The 21585-nt window shown below is 58.1% G+C and carries 17 protein-coding genes; 10 read left to right on the top strand and 7 right to left on the bottom strand.

Annotated elements, in window-relative coordinates; genetic code table 11:
• Positions 1-255 precede the first annotated feature (255 nt).
• The gene (locus tag C7401_RS43680; protein ID WP_373864501.1) at positions 256-1251 is read right to left on the bottom strand and encodes an ABC transporter substrate-binding protein; all 996 of its coding nucleotides are present in this window, start codon (positions 1249-1251) and stop codon (positions 256-258) included.
• 728 nt (positions 1252-1979) lie between these two features.
• Positions 1980-2630, bottom strand: coding sequence for an aspartate/glutamate racemase family protein (locus tag C7401_RS43675; protein WP_112178273.1), 651 nt, complete (start codon positions 2628-2630; stop codon positions 1980-1982).
• A gap of 188 nt (positions 2631-2818) precedes the next feature.
• On the opposite strand from C7401_RS43675, the gene C7401_RS43670 reads away from it, so the two are divergent.
• The 4 genes from C7401_RS43670 to otnK all read left to right on the top strand — a co-directional run bounded on the left by C7401_RS43670 (position 2819) and on the right by otnK (position 9475).
• Positions 2819-3757 carry a GntR family transcriptional regulator gene (locus C7401_RS43670; RefSeq protein WP_112178272.1) on the top strand — a complete coding sequence of 313 codons (939 nt, stop codon included), beginning with the start codon at positions 2819-2821 and terminating at the stop codon, positions 3755-3757.
• A 1070-nt stretch (positions 3758-4827) separates the two neighbouring features.
• Positions 4828-6306 carry a pyruvate kinase gene (pyk, locus tag C7401_RS43665; RefSeq protein ID WP_112178271.1) on the top strand — a complete coding sequence of 493 codons (1479 nt, stop codon included), beginning with the start codon at positions 4828-4830 and terminating at the stop codon, positions 6304-6306.
• A complete protein-coding gene (locus C7401_RS43660; protein WP_112178270.1) occupies positions 6303-7928 on the top strand; it encodes an NADP-dependent glyceraldehyde-3-phosphate dehydrogenase in 1626 nt (541 codons plus the stop codon). Before pyk ends, C7401_RS43660 begins: the two co-directional genes overlap by 4 nt.
• Before the next feature lie 272 nt (positions 7929-8200).
• Positions 8201-9475: a 3-oxo-tetronate kinase gene (otnK, locus tag C7401_RS43655; RefSeq protein ID WP_112178269.1), complete on the top strand. Its 1275-nt coding sequence runs from the start codon at positions 8201-8203 to the stop codon at positions 9473-9475.
• Positions 9476-9780: 305 nt separating this feature from the next.
• Here the strand turns inward: otnK and otnC are convergent, their stop codons facing one another.
• Positions 9781-10419 carry a 3-oxo-tetronate 4-phosphate decarboxylase gene (gene otnC / locus C7401_RS43650; protein WP_112178268.1) on the bottom strand — a complete coding sequence of 213 codons (639 nt, stop codon included), beginning with the start codon at positions 10417-10419 and terminating at the stop codon, positions 9781-9783.
• Between the two features lie 163 nt (positions 10420-10582).
• Here otnC and eno point away from each other — a divergent pair, with 163 nt between their 5' ends.
• The 4 genes from eno (at position 10583) to C7401_RS44750 (ending at position 13563) form a co-directional block, all read left to right on the top strand.
• Positions 10583-11869, top strand: coding sequence for a phosphopyruvate hydratase (gene eno / locus C7401_RS43645; RefSeq protein WP_112178267.1), 1287 nt, complete (start codon positions 10583-10585; stop codon positions 11867-11869).
• Between the two features lie 86 nt (positions 11870-11955).
• The gene (tpiA, locus tag C7401_RS43640) at positions 11956-12729 is read left to right on the top strand and encodes a triose-phosphate isomerase (RefSeq protein ID WP_112178266.1); all 774 of its coding nucleotides are present in this window, start codon (positions 11956-11958) and stop codon (positions 12727-12729) included.
• A 55-nt stretch (positions 12730-12784) separates the two neighbouring features.
• Positions 12785-13264, top strand: a complete 480-nt coding sequence (locus tag C7401_RS43635; RefSeq protein ID WP_112178265.1) for a hypothetical protein — start codon at positions 12785-12787, stop codon at positions 13262-13264.
• A gap of 107 nt (positions 13265-13371) precedes the next feature.
• Entirely contained in the window at positions 13372-13563 is a 192-nt protein-coding gene (locus C7401_RS44750) for a hypothetical protein (RefSeq protein WP_146758107.1), read from the top strand.
• Between the two features lie 559 nt (positions 13564-14122).
• Here the strand turns inward: C7401_RS44750 and C7401_RS43630 are convergent.
• The 4 genes from C7401_RS43630 to C7401_RS46240 all read right to left on the bottom strand — a co-directional run bounded on the left by C7401_RS43630 (position 14123) and on the right by C7401_RS46240 (position 16794).
• Positions 14123-15085, bottom strand: coding sequence for an amidohydrolase family protein (locus C7401_RS43630; protein WP_112178276.1), 963 nt, complete (start codon positions 15083-15085; stop codon positions 14123-14125).
• A gap of 623 nt (positions 15086-15708) precedes the next feature.
• Complete coding sequence (locus C7401_RS43625; protein ID WP_507763448.1) at positions 15709-16413, bottom strand: lactonase family protein; 705 nt, start codon at positions 16411-16413, stop codon at positions 15709-15711.
• Positions 16305-16589, bottom strand: coding sequence for a beta-propeller fold lactonase family protein (locus tag C7401_RS46340; protein WP_112178275.1), 285 nt, complete (start codon positions 16587-16589; stop codon positions 16305-16307). The genes C7401_RS43625 and C7401_RS46340 overlap by 109 nt, the downstream gene beginning before the upstream one ends.
• A complete protein-coding gene (locus C7401_RS46240) occupies positions 16492-16794 on the bottom strand; it encodes a beta-propeller fold lactonase family protein (RefSeq protein WP_112178263.1) in 303 nt (100 codons plus the stop codon). The genes C7401_RS46340 and C7401_RS46240 overlap by 98 nt, the downstream gene beginning before the upstream one ends.
• Positions 16795-17333: 539 nt before the next feature.
• Here C7401_RS46240 and C7401_RS43610 point away from each other — a divergent pair.
• Together C7401_RS43610 and C7401_RS46050 are read left to right on the top strand one after the other, a co-directional pair.
• On the top strand, positions 17334-18635 hold the full coding sequence (locus C7401_RS43610; protein ID WP_112178262.1) for an MFS transporter: 1302 nt from the start codon (positions 17334-17336) through the stop codon (positions 18633-18635).
• A gap of 224 nt (positions 18636-18859) precedes the next feature.
• On the top strand, positions 18860-20401 hold the full coding sequence (locus C7401_RS46050) for a methyl-accepting chemotaxis protein (RefSeq protein ID WP_112178261.1): 1542 nt from the start codon (positions 18860-18862) through the stop codon (positions 20399-20401).
• Positions 20402-21585: the final 1184 nt, after the last annotated feature.

The following is a 21585-nucleotide window of genomic DNA, read 5'->3' as shown; positions in this document are numbered from 1 at the left end:
CGATGATGCCGTACAGGGTGACGCTGCTCTGAGCATGTGCGACGCCGGCAAAGGTGCCAAGCGTGGCGAGGGCGAGAAGTGTTTTTTTCATTGTGCGATTTCCAAGCGATCTCATATGTGAGTGGTGGGTAGTTGTGCCAGATTCATTGTGTATTCTATTTATTTGTTAAATACGTACTCCTAATGATATGGAACAAGATGACCCCACTGCGAGGCGGTGGGTCTACTATCCGCGCAGAATTGGATCCCTGACGCTCAGCGTGAGGCCTGCGCCTGCTCGACGAACTGGTTCGTGTATGTCTTTGACAGATCGATGTGCTTGCCTTTGATGTTCGAATTGAATTCGGTCATCACTTTCAGGACGGTCTCGGGACCTCCTTGCGGCATCTTCCCATCGGGGGAGTACATCGACATCGAAGCCTTCAGTGCTTTCACGTAGAGACTTTTGTCGCCTCCGTAGTAATCGGAGGGCATCTTGTCTGCGATTTCTTCTGCCGAGTGTGTCTGGATGTAGTGAAGCGTTCGCACGAATGCCCGCGCGAGCTTCTGGGCGTCGTCCTTGTGGCTCTCAGCCCAGTTCCGCTGGACATAGAGGCTTGATGCGGGATACAGGCCGCCAAGGGCCGCCTTTGTTCCTTCCACACTGCTGAGGTCGACAAGGACTTTGGCGTCGCCAGTCGCGCGCAGCAACGACGTGGTCGGCTCGGTGCTCCATACAACATCGACTCGCCGTTGTTTGACGGCTGCGAGCAAGGCGTTCCCCGCCCCAACAGGCAGCGTCGAATAATCTGAGGTCTTCAGCCCATAGCGTGCCGCAAGAAACTGGCCAATGAAGGCTGATGACGAACCGAGTCCGGTTACGCCGAGTGTCTTGCCCTTGAGGTCACCCATGTTCCGGATCTGCGTGGACATATCCGAGCGAACCATTTCCATGCTACCGGGAACGAGTCCGAACAGGACAATGGTCTCAATCTCTTTGCCTTTTGCCTGAAGGTCGATCGAATGATCGTAAAAGCCGACCACGGCCTGTGCCGCCCCAGCGACGAGTTCGTTCTCAGCGTCAACGCCCGCCTGTTGTGACTGCAAGTCAACATCGAGGCCTTCGTCGCGGAAGTAGCCGAGGGACTCGGCGAGTTTTGGGGGCAAGTAGATCAGCTTGTTGATCCCGCCGACGATAATTGTGATCTTTTCTGACGCGGCGGCCGCCCCCGTCGAATATAGCGACACCAATACCGTCGTAACGGCTGCAATACTGCGACATGCTCTCTGCACGACACGTCTCCTCTTCTTTTGCTGTTCGTCGGGCCAAAAAAATTCTTCGCTTCTGAGGCATCGCTAAGTAGTACTACCGATATGATAGATCCACCCTCGCAGCACCTTCACGGTCCTCGTCCGCGGCCCCTCGTTTCCGCGACACTACGCGCAGCATCACCGGACCGGCGTGGCATCGGACGCTCTCGGCTCTCTCTGGCTCCATGCGCCGCAGTCAGGGCGGACGCACTGTCTGCTTTCCTGTAGTGTGAGGTGCATTCTATGTTTACAAAACGCAATAAGTAAACGAATGCGCGCTAAGTGGATACCCTGAGCACGAACCGCGTGATTTCAAGGTTGTGCGCCAGAGCGGGCGCCGGTCGTCTGGGCAGCGGACGCCCAGCGCAAACGCGATCAGGACGCGGGGGCATCGCGCCGGTGCACGTGCTGTGCAATCCTGTGACAAGCACATCGAAGGCCGGCAATCGCCGCGCCTCGGTCAACTGCCATGCTTGCAGCGCCATATCGGGAAAATGATTCGGCATACGAAATATTTGCGTTGTCTCATGCGTTACCGCCGAGCGGAACTCCGCACCGAGGGCAGACAACCGTCACCGCGTACGCCCGAGGGACCTTATCCAGACGACGTGGCTGTGGGACATTCCTGTTCGGCTCCCCGTACTAAGGGCCGGGGAGCGACAGGCCAACTGGTTGGGCTTTCTGGTCGTTCAGCGACTGAGACGTTTTTTTAGACTCTTGACCGCGCTGTCTGTAGTCGTCAACGTCGGCCGTCGGGCCGCCGCTTCAGCCGCTGCGTGAGCGCTGGTCATCGAAAATTGCGCGAAACACACGACATCGCTCTGCGACGCAAGGGCGCACGCCTCCGCTATCAACTGATCGTGGGTCTCCTGGTCACCAGCTTTCAAGGCAGCCAGCGCGCCTTCCACGAATATTGGGTTGAACTCGATTCCCGAAGCAAGCTCATCGAACTCCTGCATGATTGGCTCGAGTGCGGGTTGAAACGTGGCGACCAGTGCGATCTTGCGGCCGATGCCCAATGCCTCGTCGATCATCGCCTCATTGGGCTTGAGCACGGGAACATCAATGCTGGCGCGCGCTGCTTCGACGGCCGGCCCAAACGACGAACACGTAAATAAGATCCCATCGGCGCCAGTGTCCCGCGAGTAACGGACAAGCGCCGAAAACCGGTGGGCCATCACCATGATGTCGCCGCCTGCACGCTCGAGATCGGCAGTGAGTGAGTCTTCGAGAAGGTTGTAGACCGTCGCGTCCGGCCACAACCGGCGGAAGCTTTCATTAATCGGTTGAATCGCTACCGACGTCGCGTGGATGAGACTAATGCGAGTTTTGCTATTCATGGCAGAAAGCGAAAATATTGTACTGGATGGTAATATAGAACATTATAAAGGCCGTTGATGTCCGGGAAGACCCCAATGAGCAGTGGCGAAACCGGGGCGCTGGTCCGCCGAGTTGACCGGATACTGTGTGCTCTCTTTCGGCGAACGACAATTTGTGGTATGAACAGGCACGTACTGTTCAATTCACCATGAAAACTGAGACAACTGGCGCATTGGCCGACCAAGTCGCGGCAAAAATCATCGACATTGCTCGCACGCGTTCGCTTCGAGCGGGGGACCATCTGCGCGAGGAAGCGCTCGCTTCCGAACTGGGCCTGTCACGTTCCCCGGTGCGACGCGGCCTTGCTTTGCTTGCCGAACAGGGGATTGTCGTCAAGGAGCCTAACCGCGGGATTTTCCTGGCGCTCGACGCCCATGGCATCGACATTGCGAAACTCCCATTCGGAGTTGATCCGCTCGAAGACCTTTACCTGCGCGTCGCGGACGACTGTCTAAGCGGGGAAATCAACGAGGAATTCTACGAAGCGGAGCTGCTTCGACGTTTTGACGTCCCGCGGGGGCAGCTGCTGAAGGTACTTTCGAGGCTGGCCAACGAGGGCATGATTTCCCGTAAGCCGGGTCAGGGCTGGAAAATCAACCCGTTTGTTCATGACCGCGACGCGTACATCCAGAGCTATCGTTTCCGGATGGCCATCGAGCCGGCCGCATTGATGGAGCCGGCTTTTCGCATCGACAAGGCCGGGTTTGCCAAGGCACGAAAAATCCAGACCGAAATGCTCGAAGGAGATATTTTTAAGCTGCCTCGGCCAATGCTCTTCAAACACGGGTCCGAATTTCACGAGATGCTCGTGCGATGTTCCGGCAACCGGTTTTTCATCGAATCGATGGAGCGGCAGAACCAGCTGCGACGGTTCATGGAATACAAGGCCGCCACAAACCGGACGCGCCTGATCCGACAATGTCAGGAACACCTGGAGATGCTCGATCTCATTGAAGGTGGAAGCCGCGACCATGCGGCGGCGTTTATGCGCAGACATCTCGATGTAGTTAGCAAGATCAAGGCGCAGGAAGAGGCGAAAGACGAAGCGGAAGCCGCCGCGCGCGCCGTCCCGGAGGTGCATTTTTAGCTTGTGACCGAGCACCGCGTGAACTGCGCATGGTTTCTCGACGGTAACTAGGCGGCCGAAATCCACTTCAGTATTCGTCCAATGCACGCGCTCTGAACTGTGGGGGTAGGCGCCTAAGCGACAGAGAAAATCCGAACGCGCGCCCCCTATCGGCCGAGCGTTCAGTTTAGAGCGAGCGCTGGATAGCGCGCGCCGCCCCTCGCCTTGAACGGCAGCCCTCGACTTCAGTGTTAATCCAACTGAACGGTTTCAAAGCCCGCTCTTCCGACCTACGTTGTACGTTATTAGCATGACGTACAACGCATGGGCGCTTGCAGTTTCTTCGCAAGCGTCCCTGAAGGCCTGATATGCGGGTGACCTGTTTGCTCGAAACCAGGTCAGAATCCAAATCAGTATGTATTTTGTCGGTTAGGCAGCGCCGGGCGCCGGGTCGGCTCTCCGATGAAATGACGCTCGGGTTTACGCGACTGTCCGCGCTGATTTTGCTCATTTAGTATTGTACGTTATGAGCATACGGCACAATATGTTGTATATCCTTTGTCTTCGAAAGGGATGAGAGAGGCGTGATGCCATCTATGCAGGTAAGCGTGAAGGTTTATCTGAAATTGTTCGTTGTGGTTATAAAAAACATAACGAAGCCGATGGACGGCCGGACATTGGCGTCCTCGGGGACGTTATGGCTTGCGTTGAGCGCAGGGTGGAACTTCCTTGAGTTCAGGCATGTATCGACTAGCTGAAGCGAAAGGCAGAACCCCGGAAGCCGGCCCACGCAGAGGAGCCTGCAATGATGGCTCCGTGACGCCGCGCAGCGCGCAACGCAATACGTTTCGGAGAGCTCGCACGAGCGAATTGCGAAACGTCACTGACCGCGTTGCTGATTGCGCGTTCCCGGGCCTGAAACATCAAGACGAGGCTGCAGATTATGCGCTGGACAAACCCGATCCGGCCGCAGTGCGGTCATTTCCACCTGGTCTCCCACGAATTCCAGCTTCAGCCACCAGACTGGTGGTTGGCGACGGATTGCAGCACATCTTCTAATTCCCGCATCTCGCGGGCAACAGGACATATCGATGCAACGAAGCAGGGCTACGAAAATACTGGCGACTCTTGGGCCGGCCAGTTCGACTGAGGCGGTTATTGAATCGCTCGCACGCGCGGGCGCGGATGTATTCCGGTTAAATTTCAGTCACGGCTCGCATGCGGATCACGCTGCGCGGCATGCGGCCGTGCGAGCGGTCGAGGCAAAGGTCGGGCGACCGCTCGGGATCCTTATTGACCTGCAGGGGCCGAAGCTGCGCGTCGGCGCGTTTAGCAACGGAAAGGAAAGCCTGGAGCAGGGCCAGGAGTTCTGCTTCGATTGCCGAAACGACGCTGGTGATCGTACGCGGGTCTATTTGCCCCATCCCGAAATCTTTGAGGCTCTGCAACCGGGACATCATCTGCTCGTCGACGACGGCAAGCTGCGCTTCAAGGTGCTTACCGTTTCAGATCAGGCGATTAAGACGGAAGTCCTTGTTAGCGGGGTTATTTCTGACCGCAAGGGCGTTAGCGTTCCGGAAGCGAGTCTGTCGATTGCAGCCCTTTCGAAGAAGGACCGGGACGACCTTGAATTCGGCCTGTCACTCGGCGTCGACTGGGTCGCGCTTTCGTTTGTGCAGCGGGCGCAGGATGTGATTGGAGCGCGCTCGCTCATCAAAGGGCGTGCGGCCGTCATGGCCAAGATTGAGAAGCCGCAGGCTGTCGAGAACATTGCCAGCATTATCGAGGTCGTCGACGCGATCATGGTCGCGCGTGGTGACCTCGGGGTCGAGATGCCCCCCGAGGATGTGCCTCTTGTCCAAAAACGCCTGGTGCGGCTCTCTCGTGACGCCGGCAAACCTGTCGTCGTGGCGACGCAGATGCTCGAGTCGATGATCTCCACGCCGACCCCCACTCGCGCAGAGGCGTCTGACGTTGCGACCGCAGTCTATGACGGCGCGGATGCGGTGATGCTTTCGGCGGAATCGGCGTCGGGCGCATTTCCTGTCGACGCCGTTTCCATGATGGCGCGCATCATTCGTCGCACCGAAGCGGATCCGCTGCAGCGTCAGTTGATGAATGCAGTGGCTGCTCAACACTCTGCAAATCCAACCGATGCGATCGGCGCTGCCATTCACACCGTCTCAGACGTGCTGCCCATCGGCGCAGCGGTGACCTACACGTCGTCTGGCGCTACTGCGTTGCGCATCTCGCGCGTCCGCCCGCGGTCCCCGATTCTCAGCCTGACGCCCAACGTGGAAGTCGCTCGAAGACTCGCACTGGCATGGGGCGTAAGTTCGCGCCTTAGCGCCGGGGCGCACAGTATCGAGGACATCGTTGCGATCGCATCCGAGGCGGCGCAAGTAGAGGGGCTCTGCGAATCGGGCAGGCCTCTAGTCGTCGCGGCTGGTGTCCCTTTCGGAAAGCCCGGATCAACCAACCTGATGCGTATTGTTTGGCCATCCGAACTGGACGCTGATAGCACCGATTCCGCGGTATCCAAGACATCAACTGCAGGAGCTTCATCGTGACGACTAATCCTGAACTCTCGGCGCTGTTTCCGCTTGCGAATAGCATCCCGGCCGACGCACGCGTTACGCCCCTCCATCAACGGGAAACGCTCGTCTCGGGAGAGATGCGTCGCTACGAAGGCGACAGCAAGACGGTCCTATCGGCCGTTCACTTCCGTCAGGCGGACGGCTCGCTTTCGCCAGTAGAACTCGGCAGCTACCCGCTCGGCGGCACGCAAGAGGCGCGAGACGCGCTCGATGCAGCGGTGTCTGCTTACGATAGTGGTCGAGGCCGCTGGCCAACGATGACTGTGGCTGGACGAATAGCCTGTGTCGAGCATTTTGCACGACTGATGGTTGAGCGGCGCGACGAAGTTATCCGCCTGATCATGTGGGAGATCGGCAAGACGAAGTCGGACGCACAGAAGGAATTCGATCGTACAGTGCAGTATATCGCTGCCACCGTCGATGCCCTGAAAGAGCTCGATAACGGAAGTTCACGCTTCCAGGTTGTGGACGGAACGATCGCGCAGATTCGGCGCGCGCCTCTCGGGGTCGTTCTGTGCATGGGTCCCTATAACTATCCGCTAAACGAAACGTTCACAACGCTTATTCCGGCGCTGATCATGGGCAACACGGTTGTTCTCAAACCGCCCAAGTTCGGTGCGCTACTTTTTTATCCCCTGCTTTTTGCGTTCCAGAAGGCATTCCCTCCCGGCGTCATCAACACTGTCTACGGACGGGGAGAGCAGGTTGTCCCCTATCTGATGGGAAGCGGCGACATCAACGTCCTTGCCCTGATCGGATCGAGTCGTGTTGCTGACACGCTGAAAAAGGCGCATCCAAAGTCGAACCGCCTTCGGGCGGTGCTGGGGCTGGACGCAAAAAATCCGGCGATAGTTCTGCCGGACGCGAACCTCGACGTCACGGTGCGTGAATGTGTCGCCGGCGCACTGTCTTTCAATGGGCAGCGATGCACCGCACTGAAGATCATCTTTGTTCACCGCTCAATCGCCGACACCTTTGTCGCGCGACTCTCGAAAGCCGTCAACAGTCTGCGATGTGGAATGCCGTGGGAGTCTGGCGTCCAGGTGACGCCTTTGCCGGATCAGCAAAAACCGGCATATCTGGGCGAATGTGTCTCGGAAGCCGTGCGCCTTGGTGCTTGCGTGGTCAACGACGGCGGTGGAGATAGTGCAGCTACGATGTTTCGGCCGGCTGTCGTTTTTCCCGTTGATGAGCGCATGAGGCTCTACCATGAGGAGCAGTTCGGACCGGTGGTGCCAGTTGTGCCGTTTGATGATGTCAGGGAACCGCTCGAATACGTCATTCGCTCGCCATACGGTCAGCAGGTGAGCCTTTTTGGCAACGACGCTCAACAGATTGGGACACTTACGGATCAGCTGGTCAATCAGGTTTGCCGGGTCAACCTGAACTGTCAGTGTCAGCGGGGACCAGACGTCTTCCCGTTCGCAGGCCGGAAGGATTCCGCAGAAGGCACGTTATCCGTAAGCGACGCGCTGCGTGCGTTCTCGATTCGATCAATGGTTGCGTCCAAACATTCTGCTGACGACAAGGCGCTGTTGAATGCAATCGTGGATGGTCGAAGATCCAACTTTGTGAGCACGGGTTTCTTGCTCTAAGGATTGACGGGACAGGGAGGCGCCGGGGACGGGGTCGCCTTTCCGTGCGTGGCGCTCCAATTGCGGATTCCGCCTGTAGCCAGTCTCGTTTGATTCGCAGACCTGGAGCAAACCCCTAGATTGTATCTCTATACGATAACGTACAATTGACATCATATGCTTGGTTCGGAATCAGTTGCCGCTGTGGAGTTCATGTGATGCGTCGCTCAGCACTGGAGCGGAGATCCTCCGCTTCGTCGCTGATTGCAGATTGATTCGGTCAGGAGTTACCTTTGAAGAAGCCTCTTCTCGGCTGTATTGCCGATGACTTTACGGGCGGAACAGACCTCGCCAGTACGCTCGTTCGCGGCGGCATGCGTACAGTCCAGATTATCGGCGTGCCGACGACTATCGAGGTTCCGGACGCGGACGCTATCGTTATCGCGCTGAAGACTCGCACGGTCGACCCTCAGGAAGCAATCCGCGAGTCCCGGGCGGCGCTGGAGTGGTTGCAGGCGGCTGGATGCGAGCAGTTCTTCTTCAAGTACTGTTCGACTTTCGACTCGACGGCACGGGGCAATATCGGGCCCGTCGCCGACGCGCTTGCCGATGCCCTCGGCGTCGATTTCACAATCGCGTGCCCGGCGTTCCCGGAGAATGGCAGAACTATTTATAACGGTTATCTGTTCGTCGGTGACGTGCTGTTGAGCGAATCAGGTATGCGCAACCACCCCCTGACGCCGATGACCGACGCGAACCTTGTGCGCGTCCTCCAGGGGCAAACGGCATCGAAGGTGGGATCGGTTGGGCTTCGAACTGTCGCGCAAGGCTCTGAGGCTATCTCGGCAGCATTTGCCGCCATCAGGACGGGCGGCGCGCGATACGCGATCGTCGACGCCGTCACCGATCGTGACCTGATCAGTATTGGGGCTGCCCTGAAGTCTCACCGTCTCGTCACGGGAGGATCCGGCGTCGCAATGGGTTTGCCGGAAAACTTTCGTGCTAGTGGGGCGCTGACTGTAGCCGCGGCAGCTGCTTCGCAGCTTCCCAAAATAGATGGACACAGTGTCGTGCTTTCGGGTAGCTGCTCGGTCGCTACCAATGCACAGGTGAAGCACTGGATGGAAAGCCGGCCCGCTTTCCAGCTCGATACGCTTGAGCTTGCGCGGAGCGACGAACAGATCGAAGCCGCTGTCGTGTGGGCGGCCGAGCGTGTCGTTGACGAACCTGTGCTCATCTACGGAAGCGCAACGCCGGATGTCGTGCGCCGTTCGCAGGACGCTCTGGGCGTAGATAAAGCAGGCCAGCTAATGGAGCGTGCATTGGCGTCGATCGCACGGTCCCTGGCCGAACGAGCGGGTGTGCGCAAGTTTGTCGTCGCAGGCGGAGAGACCTCGGGAGCCGTTGTGAAGGCGCTGGACGTATCGGCGCTGCGAATTGGCGCCCCAATCGATCCGGGCGTGCCCTGGACTATTGGAAGTGGCAAGATTCAACTTGCCCTGGCGCTGAAGTCCGGCAATTTTGGAACTGTCGACTTCTTTGAAAAGGCTCTTCGATGCGCACCGTGATTTGAAAGTTGACAAGCAGGCATGAGAGGCGTGAACTTGTCTCCACCATATCTACCTCGATATGGATTCGACCCGCCATTCGGCGGGTTTTTTTCGTCCTTTACGCCGGTGATCGGTAGCTCCGGTGACCATCCTAGTACACAAGGCGTTCGTGGAGTCTTTCGGACGGGCGTTGTTACGGCGCCCGCATTGCCAATGCCCCCCGCGGAATTCGGTGCCAGGGGGCCAACCCGCGGCTGACTACTGCGCGGGGCGGGTGCGGGAAGCCACCAGCTTATGCAAATGGCGATCGAACAGGGGAGAGATTACCAATGGGCTCCAAACGTGGCGCGAAGCTCTTCGATGGCTTCGTCGGGGAGCGGCGAGGACGCTCTCCCATTGGCGAGCCACAATGCGGCCGTTTCTTCGAGTTCCTCAAGCGCGAATGACGCATGCGAAACAGACTTTTCCCAAACGACAGGGCCGAGACGCTCCAGCAGTACCGCACGAACCTTTGACGCGAGTGCAGCGATCTCTTCGGCAACGTCGGGTGCGCCAGGGCGCCGGTATTTCACGAGGGGGACATGCCCAACCTTCATTACGTAGTACGGAGTAATGGGTGGAAGCACATCATTTTCACTCCACACGCCGGCCAGAGTCAGTGCAACCAGATTCGTCGAGTGGGTATGGACCACGCCTTGCGTCTCGGGCGATCCCTCATAAAGGCGCCGGTGCAGGGCGAGAGTTTTGGAGGGGCGTCCACCAGAGACGTGCAAGCCCTCGAAGCTCACCTTCGCAATCTCGTTGGGATCCAGGCGTCCGAGGCACGCGTCGGTCGGCGTAATGAGCCAGCCGTCTTCCAGTCGCGCGCTGATGTTACCGGCGCTGCCCACTGTATAACGCCGCTCGTAAAGGCTCGCGCCAACGTTACAGATTTCCTCGCGGATTTTCGACTCGGCCTTCATGTGGCCCTCCTGTAATCAGACTGTCCGTGTTGTGAAGCAATTCTGCATAGCCTGCTCGGCAGATACTTCGGCTATGGTTTGTACTGTGTTGCACTATCATACAATGTGTACGAGAATTCCGCTGACCCGTTCAGCTAACACCTTTCGTCAGACAGCCACAAACATGAGTTCAATCGTAGATGTCATCGGTCGCGAGATTCTGGATTCGCGCGGAAATCCCACCGTCGAATGCGAAGTGCTGCTTGAGTCGGGCACCATGGGCCGCGCAGCGGTGCCGTCGGGCGCGTCGACGGGTTCGCGCGAATCGATCGAACTGCGCGACGGCGAAGCCGGCCGCTACAACGGCAAGGGCGTGCTCAAGGCCGTCGAGCACATCAATACCGAAATCTCCGAGGCGATCATGGGCCTCGACGCGTCGGAACAAGCCTTCCTCGACAAGACCCTGCTCGAACTCGACGGCACCGACAACAAGTCGCGCCTCGGCGCCAACGCCATGCTGGCCGTGTCGATGGCCGTCGCGAAGGCCGCAGCTGAAGAAGCCGGCCTCCCGCTGTACCGCTATTTCGGCGGCTCGGGCGCGATGCAACTGCCGGTGCCGATGATGAACATCGTCAACGGCGGCGTGCACGCGAACAACAGCCTCGACATTCAAGAATTCATGATCGTGCCGGTGAGCCAGCCGACCTTCCGTGAAGCGCTGCGTTGCGGCGCGCAAGTGTTCCATGCGCTCAAGAAGATCCTCTCGGATCGCGGCATGAGCACGGCCGTGGGCGACGAAGGCGGCTTCGCACCGAACTTCGGCAGCAACGACGAATGCCTCTCGACCATCCTGCAAGCCATCGAAAAGGCTGGCTACCGCGCCGGTGAAGACGTGCTGCTCGCACTCGACTGCGCAGCGAGCGAGTTCTACCACGACGGCAAGTACCAGCTCGCGGGCGAAGGCCTGCAACTGTCGTCGACGGAGTTCGCGGACTACCTGGCGAACCTCGCCGACAAGTTCCCGATCGTGTCGATCGAAGACGGCATGCACGAAAGCGACTGGGCAGGCTGGAAGACGCTGACCGACAAGCTCGGCAAGAAGATTCAGCTTGTGGGCGACGACCTGTTCGTGACCAACACGCGCATCCTGAAGGAAGGCATCGAGAAGGGCATCGCCAACTCGATCCTCATCAAGATCAACCAGATCGGCACGCTGACGGAAACCTTCGCAGCCATCGAGATGGCCAAGCGCGCGGGCTACACGGCTGTGATCTCGCACCGCTCGGGCGAAACCGAAGACTCGACGATCGCCGACATCGCCGTCGGTCTGAACGCGGGTCAGATCAAGACCGGTTCGCTCTCGCGCAGCGACCGCATCTCGAAGTACAACCAGCTGCTGCGCATCGAGGAAGATCTCGGTGATATCGCCAGCTACCCGGGCACGCGCGCTTTCTACAACCTCGGGTATTGAGACCCGCACAACAGGCGGCGACGCCGGAAGGACCTCTATACAGAGGTTACGCAGACGACTGACGCAGGAATGCAAGAGAGTATGCAATGCCAAAGAAACTCGTACTAGGCAACTGGAAGATGCACGGCGGAATTCAAGCCAATGGCGATCGCCTCAAGCGTCTCGTGGCTGGATTCACGACACGCGAAGCTCATTGCGACGTTGGTGTTTGCGTACCGCATCTGTACCTCGCACAGGCGCAGGAAATGCTGAAAGCGACGTCGGTCCGATGGGGTGTGCAAGACATTTCCACCCACGAGGAAGGTGCATATACCGGCGAGGTCTCTGCTCGCATGGCGAGCGAGTTCGGCGTTGCGTATGCGCTGGCCGGTCACTCGGAGCGACGTACGTACCATGGTGAAACGGACGAAATGGTCGCCGCCAAGGTGGCGCGATGCCTCGACGTGGGAATTGTGCCCGTGCTCTGCGTTGGAGAGACGTTAGATGAACGTGAGCGCGGTGAAACCCGGCAGGTCGTTGAGCGCCAACTGACAGCGATCCTCAAGATGCGTCCCACCGACGACGCGAGGCGATTCGTCGTCGCCTACGAGCCTGTCTGGGCAATTGGAACAGGCCGCAGTGCGAGCGCGAAGCAAGCGCAGGATGTCCATGCATTCCTGCGTCAGGTGCTGGACTCATGGAGTTCGTCGTTGTCGTCCGTCGCCATCCTTTACGGAGGCAGCGTGAAGGCCTCAAACGCAGACGAGCTCTTCGCCATGCCCGATATTGACGGCGGCCTGATCGGTGGAGCATCGCTGGACGCAAACGAGTTTCTTGGCATCATCGAGGCCACTCAGCCGCACACCGTTAGTCAGTCCTAGAGGGCCGCGGGCGGCGATTTCTGTAGTACAGCGGCACCAGAATCAGGAGGGGGCGATGGCTAAGAACGGGCGCAAGACGAAGCCGGAGACCAGGAAAGCGCGAGCAGCAATTCCGAAGCACATGCTGCTCCCATTGACGACCGAACACGTCAAGGGTTTGTCGCTCTCTGCGCATCTGACACTGGCGGCGTGTCGATCGGGCGAAGGCAGCCGCCAACTCTTGTGTGAGCTCGTACGCGTCACCTATATGTCGTATTTCCTCTGGGAAACGGGGTGCGGCAGTGCCGGATATCGTCTTTACCGTGATGCGGAAGAGATTCTTGACGGACTTTCTATGGAGTCCGAATCTAATGGTAGATGGACCCTCGACGAGCAGGCGATGAGAGCGCTTGAACGCATCATGCAGGTCTATGATGAACAGATTGGATCGGTATCCAGAAGAAAATTCGTCAATTGCAAGATGAGATTGGACCGCCTGCTCCGGGTAAAGATTCCTCATCGTGTTGCCGAGATAGATGCATCCGAATCCGTTTGAATCGGGATCGCGAAGAGTCTCGCGGAGCTGCATGGCGAAACGCCGGCAAATCAAATCTGGATCGTCGAAGCAAGGGCGTTGATCAACTGATCTATTAGGGAGCGTAAATGATCTCAAGTAACGGAAGTTGCGCGGCCGGCGCAGGTAGCGAAATCGTGCGTTTGTCTCAACCGCGACACGGCGGGGCGACTGACACGAACGGCTACCTCAATCTTCTCAACACCCGCGCGCTGACAATCGCTTCGAACGTCCCCGAGCGGCCGGATGTAAAGAATGTGGCGATTCTCGGCTACAACTGACGGGGCTCGTTCGGCCGCAACGATGCCTGTGGAAGCTTCCAAGGAATAGAGGCCGCTTCTGCTCGGCGTAGGAACTGTGTTTGGCAGTAGACGCGTCGCAAACAGATATCGAGCTGAATATGGTCGATGACGGATGTGACGTTGCGCTCCCCGCGCGCTCCGATTAAAGCTATGGTTGGTGTGGCCGCATCTTCCCAGAATCCGGCAAGTTCTGATTGCTGGTGGGAAATGGGACACGTTATCGAGGCAGGTTTGCGCTTCCATCGATGTGCGGACACGGTGTCGGCCGCCGGCTCTGTCAATTCACCCGCAAAGACCTTGCACAGTTCGCGAACCCGAACGCTTGAAGCACCCTCTACAAGGGACGATCCCGTCCAAGATGAAATCCAGGCAGCGACTGCCAAACGCGCTCACGCGCCGGTACCGGCTTCGTCACGTTCGAGTTCAGGCAAGAAGGGGATAGCGAGCCTTGGGCTGGGGCTTCGCCAGATTCACGTCTGAACGGCAACGTGCCCGGAGTCTCCCGCCACGGAGACTCCACAAACCGAGATGTCGCTAGTTACGCGAAGCGGAACAGATGCGCGGGATTCTCAACAAGAATTGTCTTCCGAGTTGCATCATCAGGAACCCACTCAAAGAATTTCGCGAGCAGGTTCGTATTGTCGATCGGATAGAAAGGGCTGATATCGTCCTTCTTTCGGCCGGGAACTTTTTCTGAGTTGGTGTGAGGCCAGTCCGTTGCCCACAAAACGCGGTGGGGGTTCGCCTTTACGAACGCAGCGGCGAGCTCTGCCATGCCGGGATAATCGGGAGGGGGGGATTTGTGATACATCGCCGACAGTTTGACATAGGCCTTCCCACTTTTGACGAGGCCCAAGACCTTGTCCATGCCTTCCTGTTGGACCCCTGTCGCATTTGCTCCCGCAAAGTGATCAAGCAAAAAGGGTGCAGGCGAAGCTTCGATGACGTCTGCCAGCGATGCGATTGTCTTTAGCGGGAAGAATGCCTGAACGCACCAGCCTTGTTCTGCAGCCTGCCGGCCAGCCGCTTCGAGCGCTCCCCTGAGCACCTTAGGATCCTTGCTGCCACCGGTCTGATTGATACGAATGCCCATGATCCCTGCTGCACGCAGACGATCAATCTCACCCGAAGTGGGATTGGCAGGAATGACCGCGACGCCCCTTGCGGTCGAGCCGAGTTCTTTGAGCGCGTCCAGAAGGCAGGAGTTATCGGTTCCGTAGAAGCTCGGCTGGACAAGCACAGAACGCTCGATCCGAAGTTTGGCATGCATGGCTTTTAACTCATCGACCGAGGCCATAGGTGGCGTATAGACCCTGGACTCCACCATTGGATACCGGTTGTACGGTCCGATGATGTGCGAATGGCAATCGCACGCGTGCGCAGGCACGCGCGAACGCAGACCAACTGGCGATGACTTGTTTGTGGCCGCAATTACCGGTGCTGCGGAAGCTGTCGCGCAACCGGCAGCAAGTGCCTTTAACACGTTACGACGAGTAACCATCTCTCCTCCGGTGGATTTAGTTCGTTTCGTTGCTACTAATGTATCGTAATACAACGCGATACAATAATAGAACTTGGTGTAAACACGAACACGCCAAATTTGAGGTTTCTTCGCGAATTATGAAGAGTGGCGATATGTTCTAGTCGTCAAATACGTACAAACTTGCTCATTTAAGCTGCTTGCACGAGGGGAGACGCGCGAAGCGTGGCTTTGTTTCTCGGCGCTCGTCGGAGCTTGCCGAGGAACAAGCCGGATACGTTGGATTGATCTGCAATGCAGATTAATTTACGACGCGCCCGGATCTCGAATTGTGCCTGCGCAGCAAGCGGACGATGCTATCCATACACCGACCTTGACCGCGGTTTTAGAGGAGACCGATTGCAGCTACGGCCTACCGCGCTGCGCGGTGCCGTGCGCCTGCGAGCGCGCGAGTGGATGTTGGGCTGTGTTCTGCGCAGGCGGCGTGGCGCGATGCCTCGAGTCGAGTCTCACTGTGTTACTGCTGCACGAGCCGTCATCACGTTGGGCAAGAGCGTCGCGACGACGCCATGCCAGTCGACCCAAAAGAAGCGCGCGCGCCGTGAAGCAAGAAAGCGGCTTGCTCGTCGTACGCGGCGGGTTGCTCAAGAACGCTTGCCTTCGATGCGCCCGAACACGATGCATACCTGGCTCCCGGTTTCAATCCGTCTGCCTGTCGGCTTGAGGCGACCCGGTTCATGGTCAACTGACAACTCCACAATTGAGTGCGAATTTTCGTTGACGACGTAGAGAGTTCTCGCATCCGGTCCGAAGCACAGAAATCGCGGCCCCATGCCTTGTGTCGAAGTCCACTGTGCTACTGCCGGGAGACCCGTCATCATATCGGGCCGGAGCGTTACGACAGTGTCATGCCCGCGAATGCTAACGTAAATGGAGTTCCCATCGGGCGAAATGACGATCCCTGCGGCCCGTGTCTCCCCGTGGTGGTGGCGAGGTAGGACCGAAACCGTGTCGAGTGCGCGAAGTTCACCTGTTGTGGAATTAAACGACCAGGTCGTGAGTGTGGAATCAAGCTCGTTCGCGACGTAGATCAACGGATGATCAGGATGAAACGCCGCATGTCGCGGGCCCGTGCCCTCACACGAGCGAGCGCTGCGGGTGACGGTCGTTCCAGCGGCCAGCCACTTCACCGCGAAAACCGTGTCGAGACCTTTGTCGGGGATGATGTGCCAGTCGGTATTTATATGGCGCGTAGCGTAACGTGAACACTGGTGCGGATGAGACGATGTCTGCTCGACGCGATGGGCCCAATCTCTCCGGTCAAGGCTACGTCCGGCAGCAGCGGTGATTGTAGTGAGCCATCCGAGGCCAGCGGGACACGCGTGACACACGCGCTTGCATAGCCCGCAATTACCAGCGAAGAGCCGTCACGCGAAAACTCGAGATGCAGGGGGGGTTCTGCCGACGCCAGTCTGCGAATTGATCGGGCTGAGGATGCCTGATTGACGCCCGACCTGATACGCACTCACCTCATTCTGGTCGTCGTGAACCGCGTATAGCACGTCATGCGCCCCTTTGACTGCAAGGAAAGTCGGGTTCGCGAGCGTCTCAAGTGTCTGAAGGTGTTGCCACGCGCCGATCCTGTGCACCTCGTACACGGAAATGCCCTTGCCCTCGGCGTTGCGCTCACGCGTCGTTCGGCAGCCGACGTAAGCAATGGTACGGCTCATGCCGCGGTCCTCCTGTTTCTCAGGTTCAAGTGACTGCCCGCGAAAGAGCTTCGGGCAACTGGGTCAGCGCCGAATTCTCCATCGGGAATCCGTGGGCGCAGCTGCAGCGGTATATCGGGGTTTTCTCCAAGCTACGGCATAAGCGCTTGCGCTTAGCTTCTGTGGATTTTATGATCACATAGAACAATATGTAAACGATTCGGCAAGGGAGGCAAGGGTTCGCGCGGGAGCAGTTGTCGATGGCGGAAAGGCAGCCAGAAGGGTATATCGACTTGGCTGCCCGGGACCATGTCCCTAGTTGAGAGGCTTCCGGAAGGGCGTTGCAGCGCCGGAGAGAACGCCGCGAAACAATGCGGCGCTTTTTCTGACCACCGTTGTACGTTGATACAACGAAGAACGTTTGGCTCTGGCACTAAGGCCGCTGCCGCAGCGTTCGCAGGGTAGGGGCTGTTGGTCCCCGTAATGCGTTTAGGCGTAACAAAATTCTTAATGCGGTATTCGGCGTTCGCGCACGATGCCGTCGACATTCGGAGACAACCATGTCGTACCGTCGAGGATGGATCGCCGTCTTCCTGTTTTCCTTGTCCATGATCAATTACATGGACCGCATCGCACTCTCGATCGCGGCGAAACCCATTCAGCACGAGTTCGGTCTCTCGCCAGTAGGGATGGGATACCTTTTCTCCTCGTTCATTTGGAGTTACGCGCTCTTTTTGCTCCCGATGGGGTTTCTGGTTGACCGTCTCGGCGCAAAGCGCATGGCCGCCCTTGGAATCCTCGTTTGGTCGACGGCGACGGCTCTGACTGGCGCCGCAACGAACTTCGCAACACTGATCGCCGCACGACTCGTGATGGGCGCGGGTGAGTCGACGAGCAACCCGGTGGGAGGCAAGGTCATTCGCCAGTGGATCCCGGCGAGCGAGCGCGGCATGGTTTCCGCGATGTTCAACAGCGGCTCCTATGCTGGGCCTGCCATCTGCTCCGTGATGCTCGGGACGCTGGTCGCGCTCTTTGGGTGGCGTGTGTCTTTTGTTATTGCCGGCGCAATCGGCTTCGTCTGGCTTGGTGCGTGGCTGCTTTTCTTTAACAGCCCAGAGAGAGTGCGTTGGCTGAAGACGGATGAACGCGAGAAAATCATCCGCGAACGCGAGTCGAAACGGGCCGTCGGAGATGACGAGGACACGAGCACGAAACACGGCTTCCAGACGCTGGTTCGATCGCGCACGCTCTGGGGTCTCGCGCTCACGCAAGGTTGCAACGTGTACACCCAGTACCTCTTCCTCACGTGGTTGCCGAGCTACCTGCAAACGACCAGGCACCTGAGTCTCGCGCATACCGGCGTCCTTGCAGCGGTTCCGTACGCCGCAGCCGTACTGCTGTGCATTCTTGTTGGGCGCTTCAGTGATCAGCGCCTCAAAAAGGTTGGCGTTGGAACGGGCCAACGCCGCAAAGCTGTCGCTCTTGCCATGCTGACGGGATCGGCAATCCTCGCAGTACCCTTTACGTCGAATCTCGGGGTTCTGCTGCTGATCTTTTCGATCGCGCTTGCAGGGATTGCTTCGACAACATCTCTGAACTATGCATTGCTGAACGATCTCTTGCCGAGTTCGAAGCACATCGCAAAGGCAATGGCATTCATCGTGGTGGGCGGAAATACCTTCGGCATGATTGCCCCCATAGCAACCGGTTATGTTATTCAGGCGACTGGCAGATACGACTGGGCGTTTGGCATTGCTGGACTGCTGCTCCTGTTTGGTGCCAGCGTGGTTATGACGATGACGCGCGCTCCGATTGTGAGTGTCGAATCCGAAACCCCATCGGCAGTGTCAGCACAGTCATAACCGCAGACAGGCGGGCGTACGGTGCGTGAACGCCCGTTCCATTTGTTTCTCATCCCAGCCCCCTGACTAGGAGGCTGTCAAGGTCGCCCACCAGTGACCGAAGTCCCAGTCGATCGCGATTTATCGTCATAGCGTTCAAGTAATCAATACGCGTGCCGTAAGCCGACATGGGGACATTGGCATTCCGCTAGTGGTACCTAAAATAACCATAAGGAGTGCAGAGAGTGTTTTCAAGATTTACGATAAGCGCACGCATTGGTTTCGCCGTGGCGCTTCTGGGTTCGTTCCTTGTGGGCATCGGCGCCTTCGGCCTCATCGGCATGACGACGAGTAACGACGCCAACCGACGGACATACGCAGTCCAGATGCCGAAATCAATTGCGGTTGGTGAAATGGTCATCTATGTCGGGCGGCAACGCACTACGCTGGATCGCGCAGCCATTCAGCTCGACCCGAATGATGCCAAGAATATGTATGCCATCGAAAAGGCGGTGCGAGAGGGCGCGGATGAAGCCTGGAAGCGCTATCTGTCGTTCCCCCGTGACGACAAAGAGAATGAGCTCGCGGGGGCGGTAACGAAGGAATACGAGAAGATAGAGCAAGAACTAACGCTGTACCAGGATGCGACTACGCGCGGTAATCGCGACGAGATCATTCGGCTGAGATCGGATCTGGGGCAAGTATATACGCGGATGCAGGGGGCCGCCGACGCGCTCAAAACATTCCAATATGAACAGGCAAAGAACGACTATCAGCAGACCGAGCGCACCTATACTTGGTTCAGGATTGGTAGTTTTAGCGTGATCGCGCTGGGAGCGATCTCGGCCTTTCTCAGTTGGCTGTTTTTGCGTCGCGCTATTCTGACTCCAGTGAACGAGGCAATCTTTCATTTTGAAGAGATAGCGCGCGGTGACCTGCGTCGCGAGATTGTCGTGCGATCAGGCGATGAGATGGGGCGGATGATGAGCAGCCTCGTATCCATGCAGACAGGCCTGATTCGAACGGCAAAATCGCTGCGTGAAGGTAGTGATGCAATTGCGACCGCTACCCGCGAAATCGCAGCTGGCAACGCGGATCTCTCAGCGCGCACTGAATCTCAAGCCGCGTCGCTGGAGGAAACGGCAGCCAGTACCGAGCAACTCGCCAGCACCGTACGGCAGAACGCCGACACTGCGGCCCAAGCCAGCGCACTTTCATCATCTGCCGCAAACGTTGCGCGCAAGGGCAACGACGTCGTATCCCGCGCGGTGTCCAATATGGGCGAAATCAGCAGAAGCTCGGCCGCAATTTCGGAAATCACGACGATCATTGAAGGAATTGCGTTCCAAACGAACATCCTTGCACTAAACGCGGCGGTTGAAGCTGCGAGAGCAGGTGAGCAGGGCCGCGGTTTTGCAGTCGTCGCTGGAGAGGTCCGCACGCTAGCGCAACGCTCCGCCGTGGCGGCGAAGGAGATCAAGGAGTTAATCCTAAATTCGACTGCCCGTATTGACTCGGGAGCGGCCCTTGTTTCTGAAGCCGGCGCCACCATGACAGAGGTAATCGAATCGATTGAGCGTGTTAACACACTGGTTGCCGAGATAGCGTCAGCCTCCAGTGAGCAAAGCCACGGCCTGAGCCAGGTGAGCACGGCCGTAAATGCGATGGACAACGCGACCCAACAGAATGCGGCGCTGGTTGAGGAGGCAGCGGCTGCCGCCCACGCCCTGCAGCACCAGGCGAACCTTTTGGCCGAAACAGCCGCTACGTTCAAGATCACCGGTTGATGTCAGGGCAACCGTCGCTAGCGACGTTTCTCTGGACACCATGATAGCTAGAGGCGGCCCCAGCGTGTGTCGGTGCGAGTCAGCGCCGCGGGGCCAACCTTCCGTCTATCGATTACCGGAGCCTTTGCACTAGCTGCCACGGTTGTCGGCAAGCGGCTCTCACATCGGCGGTGAGAAACCTCACAGACCTTCCCTGTGGCGCTATTTGACGGATTTGCCCCGACGGCTCAAAAGGGGGGCTTCGATCTGGCGTTTTCAGACGTGTAGCAATCGTGCCAAGCACGTGACCATTGAGAGGGACGTTCGCGTGTTGCATCGCCGAGCGCGGCGAGAGCCGTGCGGAATTCACTCACCATTCACACAACGTCATTGGCAATGCTCATGGTGTGCTGATGAAAAAGGCGAGCCGTGCGGGCACATAACGATCGAACCGCTCGTCCTGCTGAACCGCACAAAAACGTCAGCCCGACTCCAAGCCATCTTCTAACAATCGACTCAGGGCGCAGTCTCGCGCTCACCTCGAGTCCCCGCGTTGATGTAACTCCCGGCGTCAGGTGTCGGATGCTGCGCTTAACCCTGAAGTGTTCACTCGACGTACCGTTGCCGCTCTGCGTCAACGATCAGCGCCGATGGCTCTCCGCTACGAACCATGTCGGCTGTCATTGCTGTCACAGATAGCATGTGACAGCGCGTGGCGGCGTGGGCGGATGAGGCCGGTAAGTCGCCCTTCAATCAATCTGCAAGGCTAGAAGCGAAGGCAGTCACGTGTTTTCCTTCGAGAGGTCACTCCAGGAAAACTGATACTGGCAAACCGGCAGACGCTCCGCTGTACACCATCAGGCTGTTTCAGAGATTGGAGCCTGTAGCGCTCTTTGCCTCCGTGCGCGGCTTCGCACGGGACTTGATTGTTCCGGCTTGAGGGAGGTCGATCCCCCTCAGACTCCATTAACCGATGACGTACATCTGTTCATTAGGTCATATGCGCGCCAGATTAGGCCACGCGCCAAGACGTGGGGCCTTCAACGGAATGTACGGACTGCACGCGTGGCCGTCGGTACCGTCAAGCCGACATCTCGCTGGTGCACATGTCGCGCACCGGCGAGCGGTCCTAAAAGATCCTGTGCTTAGAACTTGTGGCGAATGCCCACACGCGCGACGAGCTGGTTGGCGTTGCCCGAGGCGCT

This window comes from Paraburkholderia unamae (assembly GCF_003268775.1).
Classification (GTDB): Bacteria; Pseudomonadota; Gammaproteobacteria; order Burkholderiales; family Burkholderiaceae; genus Paraburkholderia; species Paraburkholderia unamae.
The sequence above is the reverse complement of the archived record's forward strand: the minus strand, read 5'-3'. Positions and strand labels throughout refer to the sequence as shown.